Genomic DNA, 6581 nt, shown 5'->3' with positions numbered 1-6581 from the left:
CGCCCGGTCACATTCCGAACCCGGAAGCTAAGCCTCACAGCGCCGATGGTACTGCAGGGGGGACCCTGTGGGAGAGTAGGACACCGCCGGACTTCCTCTGTGAAAGAGCCACCCATCGTTGGGTGGCTCTTTTGCGTTAAGTCCCCGTGATTTGACTTCCCCCGGGGACGGGCTATGGTCGGTCGTTACCGAACCCGCCAGCCGAAAGAGGGGAAGCGAGTCCATGTCTGGAAAGACACCGCAATCACGAGCCGGGAAGAAGGCACCCCAGCTCTCACTCAAGGAGAAGAGAGCCGAGAAGCGCGCCAAGCGCGAACCGGAGTCCTTCCTCAAGCCCCGCAAGGGTGCGTCCGGCTGATCCCGGCTCGTCGAGGGCGTCGCGTCGACTGCACATCGCAGTCCGCGGCGCCCTTCGTCGTTCTCATCGGCGGTCGTACCCCAGCCTGCTCTGCAGCACACGCGCGGCCGCAGTCACCTCCGCCTGCGCGGGAGCGTCCCGTGCGTCCTCCCACGTCACCGCGACCGCGGCGATCGGCCAGCCGGCGTGGTCGTGCACTGCCGCGGCGACGGAGCGGAAGCCCGCCGTCACCTCTCCGTCTTCCGTGGCGACGCCTGCCTGACGTACCTGGCGGAGCACCTCACGCAGCTCGGCCGGACGCGCCGGTCCACTGCCCGTCCGATCGGTGAACGCGGCGGTGTCCGGGTAGAGCGCTCGCACCTGCGCGCGGGGGAGGGCTGCCAGCATGGCACGCCCGGTCGCGGTGAGGTGCGCGGGCAGCCGCACGCCCACATCCGTGACCAGCGCGGGCCTGCGGGCAGCGCGCTCCTCGACGATGTAGAGCACGTCGCGTCCACTCATCACCGCCAGGTGGGCGCTCTCGCCGACACGATCAGCGAGACCGGCGAGGATCGGCCGACCCAGCCGGGCCAGCGGCTCCTGCCTGGCGTAGCCGCCGGCGAGCTCGAACGCGCTGGTGCCCAGCCCCCAGCGCCGCTCCTGCGCGAGATGCACGACGAAGCCGTGCTCCTCGAGGGTCGCGAGGAGGTGATAGACGGTGGAGCGCGGAATGCCGAGCTCTCGGGCGAGTGCGGTCGCCGCGATCGGCGCAGGCCGGCGTGCGAGGTGCCGCAGGATGCGCAGCGTCTGGTCAGCTGCCGGAACCTGTGGACGGTGCAGCTCGGCATCCGGTATGTCTGTGATCACAGACACAGTCTTCCACTCGACGCCCCGCCGGCGAACGTCTCGGTGTGGAATCGAGGTATGCAGCATTCGTCTCCCGTCACCATCGGCGCGACTTCCCTGTCGCCGGATGACGTCGTCGCCGTCGCACGCCACTTCGCACCTGTGGTGATCGCGGATGCCGCCCGCCACCGCGTCGCTGCCGCCCGCACGGTGATCGACGGGATGGCGGCCGATCCGCACCCGCACTACGGTGTCTCCACCGGGTTCGGAGCCCTCGCCACCACCTTCATCGCTTCCGAGCGCCGCCGCCAGCTGCAGATCAGTCTGATCCGCTCCCACGCCGCCGGCACCGGAGCCGAAATCGAGACCGAGGTCGTGCGGGCCCTGCAGCTGCTCCGCCTGCAGACTCTGGCATCCGGTCACACGGGCGTGCGGCCCGTCGTCGTCGACACCTACGCGGCGATGCTGAACGCCCGCATCACCCCGGTCGTCCGCGAGTACGGCTCGCTCGGCTGCTCGGGCGACCTCGCCCCGCTGGCCCACGTCGCGCTCGCGTCGATGGGCGAGGGCGACGTCCGCGACGCCGACGGCGCGCTCGTGTCCGCTGCCGATGCTCTCGCCGCGGCCGGCATCGAGCCTCTCGTCCTCGTCGAGAAGGAGGGCCTCGCACTCATCAACGGCACCGACGGCATGCTCGGGATGCTGCTGCTCGCGCTGCATGACCTCGAGACCCTCATCACCACCGCCGACCTCGCCGCCGCGATGTCCGTCGAGTCTCAGCTGGGCACCGATGCCGTGTTCGCCGCCGACCTGATGGCGCTTCGTCCGCAGGTGGGTCAGGCGACGTCGGCCGCGAACCTGCGCGCGGTCCTCGCCGACTCGCCCATGGTCCACAGCCACAAGGGGCCGGAGGACGGCCGGGTGCAGGACGCCTACTCGCTGCGCTGCTCGCCGCAGGTGCACGGCGCGGCACGCGACACGATGGCCCACGCGGCCCTGATCGCCCGGCGCGAGCTCGCGTCCGTGGTCGACAATCCGGTCGTCACCGCGGACGGGCGCATCGAGTCGAACGGCAACTTCCACGGGGCGCCGATCGCCGCGGTGCTCGACTTCCTCGCGATCTCGGTCGCTGATGTGGCCTCCGTCTCGGAGCGACGCACCGACCGGGCCCTCGACCCCGCGCGCAGTCACGGCCTGCCCCCTTTCCTCGCGCACGAGGTCGGTGTCGACTCCGGGCTGATGATCGCGCAGTACGCGGCGGCCGGCATCGTCTCCGAGCTCAAGCGCCTCGCCGTGCCGTCCTCGGTCGACTCGATCCCGTCATCCGCGATGCAGGAGGACCACGTGTCGATGGGCTGGTCGGGAGCCCGAAAGCTGCGCCGTGCCCTCGACGGTCTCACGCGGGTGCTCGCCATCGAGATCCTCACCGGCGCGCGTGCCCTCGATCTGCGGGCCCCCCTCCAGGCGGGTCCCGCGACGGGCGCCGTGCGCGACCTCGTCCGCACCGTGGCCGCAGGTCCCGGTCCGGACCACTTCCTCTCACCCGACATGGAGGCCGTGACCGAGCTCGTCCGCTCGGGCGCCGTCCTCCGCGCTGCGAAGGAGCACGCGAATGTCTGACACCACCACCCGCATCATCCGCGCCGCGCGCGGCAACGAGCGCACCGCGAAGAGCTGGGGCGCCGAGGCCGCGAAGCGGATGCTCATGAACAACCTCGACCCCGAGGTCGCCGAGCACCCGGAGGACCTCGTCGTCTACGGCGGCACCGGGCGGGCCGCGCGCAGCTGGGAGGCGTACGACGCGATCGTCCGCACCCTCGATGAGCTCGAGCCCGACGAGACGCTGCTCGTGCAGTCCGGCAAGCCGGTCGGCGTGTTCCGCACCCACGAGTGGGCCCCGCGCGTTCTGATCGCGAACTCCAACCTCGTCGGCGACTGGGCCACCTGGCCCGAGTTCCGCAAGCTCGAGGCCGCGGGCCTGATGATGTACGGCCAGATGACCGCAGGTTCATGGATCTACATCGGCACCCAGGGCATCCTACAGGGCACGTACGAGACCCTCGCCGCCGTCGCCCGCTCCCTCGGCAGGGACTCGCTGCGGGGCACGCTCACCCTCACCGGCGGCGCCGGCGGAATGGGCGGCGCCCAGCCGCTGGCCGTCACGCTCAACGACGGTGTCGTGCTGATCGTCGACGTCGACGAATCGCGCCTCTCGCGCCGTGTCGACCACGGCTATCTCGACGAGTACACCACCGACCTCGACGAGGCGGTCGCGCGCGTCGTCGCCGCGAAGGAAGCAGGGGAGGCTCTCTCCGTGGGCGTCGTCGGCAACGCCGCCGAGGTGTTCCCCGAGCTCAAGCGCCGTCAGGATGCAGGGCAGCTGACGATCGACGTGGTCACCGACCAGACCAGCGCGCACGACCCGCTCGCCTATCTGCCGGTGGGGATCTCGGTCGCGGACTGGAAGACCGAGGCCGATCGCGACCCCGAGGAATTCACCCGCCGCTCGCGCGAGTCCATGGCCGCGCACGTCGCCGCCATGGTCGCGTTTCAGGATGCCGGCGCAGCGGTCTTCGACTACGGCAACTCGATCCGCGCCGAAGCGCAGCTCGGGGGGTTCGCGCGCGCCTTCGAATTCCCCGGGTTCGTGCCGGCGTACATCCGCCCGCAGTTCGAAGAGGGCCGCGGGCCCTTCCGGTGGGCTGCGCTCTCGGGAGACCCTGAGGACATCTACAAGACCGATCGCGCGATCGCCGAGCTCTTCCCCGACGACAAGGCGCTGCACCGCTGGCTCGACAAGGCCCGCGAGAAGGTGCGCTTCGAGGGCCTTCCCGCTCGCATCTGCTGGCTCGGCTTCAAGGAACGCCACCTCGCGGGCCTGAAGTTCAACGAGATGGTCGCCTCGGGTGAGCTGTCGGCTCCGATCGTCATCGGCCGCGATCACCTCGACTCCGGGTCGGTGGCCTCGCCGTACCGGGAGACCGAGGCCATGAAGGACGGCTCCGACGCGATCGCCGACTGGCCGCTGCTCAACGCGCTGCTGAACACCTCGTCCGGTGCCAGCTGGGTGTCGCTGCATCACGGCGGCGGTGTCGGCATCGGCCGCTCCATCCACGCCGGGCAGGTGACCGTCGCCGACGGGTCGGATCTGGCCGCGGAGAAGCTCGAGCGCGTCCTGACGAACGACCCGGGCACCGGTGTGATGCGCCATGTCGACGCCGGCTACGGGCATGCGCGCGACATCGCCCGCGAGCGCGGACTCAAGGTGCCGATGCTGTGACCGCCTCGCTCATCACGAACATCGGGGAGCTGACGACGAACGTCGCCACCCCGGCCGACCGGTGCGGCACCGTGCACGACGCCGCCGTGCTGATCGCAGACGGACTGATCTCGTGGGTCGGCTCGTCGAGTGACGCACCGGCCGCCGATGCGGTGGTGGATGCCGGTGGTCGGGCGGTCATCCCCGGCTTCGTCGACAGCCACAGCCACATCGTGTTCGGCGGCGATCGGGCGGCCGAGTTCGAGGCGCGCATGGCGGGGGAGAAGTACGCTGCCGGTGGCATCCGCTCCACCGTCGCCGCCACCCGCCAGGCGAGCGACGACGAGCTGCGGGCCCGGGTCCGCGGCTTCATCGACGAGATGCTCGCGCAGGGCACGACGACGGTCGAGATCAAGAGCGGCTACGGTCTCGACGTCGAGACCGAGCAGCGTCTGGTGCGCCTCGCCGCCGAGGTGACCGAGGAGGTCACCTTCCTCGGTGCGCACGTCGTGCCGGCGGAGTACGCCGGGCGCGCCGACGAGTACGTCGAGCTCGTGGTCGGCGCGATGATGGATGCCTGTGCGCCGCACGCCACGTGGATCGACGTGTTCTGCGAGATCGGTGCGTTCAGCGTCGCGCAGTCACGACGCGTGCTCGAGGCCGGTGTCGCCCGCGGGCTGAAGCCGCGCATGCACGCCGGCCAGCTCGGCCACGGCCAGGGTGTGCAGCTCGCCATCGAGCTCGGCGCGGCGTCGGTCGATCACGGCACCTTCCTGACCGACGACGACGTCGCGGCGCTCGCCGCATCCGACACGGTGCTCACCCTGCTGCCCGGCGTCGAGTTCTCGACGCGGCAGCCGTACCCCGACGCGCGGCGCCTCATCGATGCCGGAGTGACGGTGGCCATCGCATGCGACACCAACCCCGGCTCGAGTTTCACCTCGTCGATGCCGTTCTGCATCGCCGTCGCCGTGCGGGACATGGGCATGACGCCGGCTGAAGCCGTGCGGGCCGCGACCGCCGGGGGCGCGGCGGCGCTGCAGCGCTCGGACATCGGGGTGATCGCCCCGGGTCGTCGTGCCGATCTCGTGCTGCTCGAGGCCCCCACGCGCGTGCACCTGGCGTACCGGCCCGGCGTGCCGCTCGTGCGGCAGGTCTGGAAGGACGGCGTGTCCGTCCGGCGGAAGGGATGAACATGGCGCTCGCACACGACGACCTCTGGCCGCGCGCCGGATCGTGGCCTGCTGCGGAGGCGGGGGATCGCGCTGACGCCGCGCTGATCGGCATCCCGACCTGGCGCACCTCGCTCTCGCCCACCGGCGCGCACGCGACCCCCGCCGCCATCCGCGACGCGCTGCCGCGCTTCAGCCCGGCCCTGATGGGTCCCCCGGTCATCGACCTGAACGCCGCGCTGCGGATCGTCGACGCCGGCGACGTGCCCGAGCCGGACGGCGACGACGGCGTGCAGCGCGCGCTCGAGCGCGTGCGTGCCCTCGCAGAGCAGACGCGGCTGGTGATCGCCCTCGGCGGAGACAACTCGCTCACCTATCCGGTCGCCCGCGGTGCAGGAGCCGACGGGCTGATCACGCTGGACGCGCACCTCGACCTGCGCGACGGCGTCTCCAACGGCTCACCCGTGCGTCGCCTGATCGAGGACGCTCCCGACGGCGAGCGCATCGACCCGACGCGCATCGTACAGATCGGCATCGCCGACTTCGCGAACTCGGCCGCCTACGTTCAGCGTGCCGCCGACTGGGGCATCCGGGTGATCACGCTCGACGAGGTGCGGGAGAAAGGCATCCCGTCGGTCGTGGCAGAGGCGCTCGCGGTGGCCGGCGTCGGCTCGCGCATCCATCTCGACATCGATGTCGACGTCGTCGACCGGGCGGCCGCTCCCGGCTGCCCGGCAAGCGTCCCCGGCGGGCTGGCCGCGGGGGAGCTGCGCGCGCTGGTTCGCGCCATCGCTGCAGATGCGAAGGTCGCCAGTGCCGACATCGCGGAGGTCGATGCCACCGCCGACGCTGACGACGCGCGCACCGTGCGCCTTGCCGCGCTCTGCGTGCTCGAGCTGCTCGCCGGTCTCGCCTCGCGCTGACGCCGCGGGGCCGCGGCGGCCCAGGGCGGCCCCGCGCATGGCTC

General features: G+C 71.4%; 6 protein-coding genes and 1 rRNA gene. 6 read left to right on the top strand and 1 reads right to left on the bottom strand.

Annotated elements, in window-relative coordinates; translation table 11 throughout:
* Positions 1 to 92: ribosomal RNA gene (rrf, locus tag AB0O65_RS13725) — 5S ribosomal RNA — on the top strand; the annotation flags it as partial.
* A 131-nt stretch (positions 93 to 223) separates the two neighbouring features.
* Entirely contained in the window at positions 224 to 358 is a 135-nt protein-coding gene (locus AB0O65_RS13720) for a hypothetical protein (protein WP_263598408.1), read from the top strand.
* A gap of 63 nt (positions 359 to 421) precedes the next feature.
* Here the strand turns inward: AB0O65_RS13720 and AB0O65_RS13715 are convergent, their stop codons facing one another.
* Positions 422 to 1204, bottom strand: a complete 783-nt coding sequence (locus AB0O65_RS13715) for an IclR family transcriptional regulator (protein ID WP_363385918.1) — start codon at positions 1202 to 1204, stop codon at positions 422 to 424.
* A 57-nt stretch (positions 1205 to 1261) separates the two neighbouring features.
* On the opposite strand from AB0O65_RS13715, the gene hutH reads away from it, so the two are divergent.
* From hutH to AB0O65_RS13695, 4 genes are read left to right on the top strand one after another with little or no spacing between them, the layout of a single operon-like run.
* On the top strand, positions 1262 to 2803 hold the full coding sequence (gene hutH / locus AB0O65_RS13710) for a histidine ammonia-lyase (RefSeq protein WP_363385915.1): 1542 nt from the start codon (positions 1262 to 1264) through the stop codon (positions 2801 to 2803).
* Entirely contained in the window at positions 2796 to 4463 is a 1668-nt protein-coding gene (gene hutU / locus AB0O65_RS13705; protein WP_363385912.1) for a urocanate hydratase, read from the top strand. Before hutH ends, hutU begins: the two co-directional genes overlap by 8 nt.
* A complete protein-coding gene (gene hutI / locus AB0O65_RS13700; RefSeq protein ID WP_363385909.1) occupies positions 4460 to 5635 on the top strand; it encodes an imidazolonepropionase in 1176 nt (391 codons plus the stop codon). The genes hutU and hutI overlap by 4 nt, the downstream gene beginning before the upstream one ends.
* Positions 5632 to 6537: an arginase family protein gene (locus AB0O65_RS13695; RefSeq protein ID WP_363385906.1), complete on the top strand. Its 906-nt coding sequence runs from the start codon at positions 5632 to 5634 to the stop codon at positions 6535 to 6537. The genes hutI and AB0O65_RS13695 overlap by 4 nt, the downstream gene beginning before the upstream one ends.
* The last annotated feature ends 44 nt before the right edge of the window (positions 6538 to 6581 follow it).

Source organism: Microbacterium sp. NPDC077391 (genome assembly GCF_040686955.1).
GTDB classification, from domain to species: domain Bacteria; phylum Actinomycetota; class Actinomycetes; order Actinomycetales; family Microbacteriaceae; genus Microbacterium; species Microbacterium commune.
Note: the sequence above shows the minus strand (reverse complement) of the source record. Positions and strands in the feature narration are given on the sequence as shown.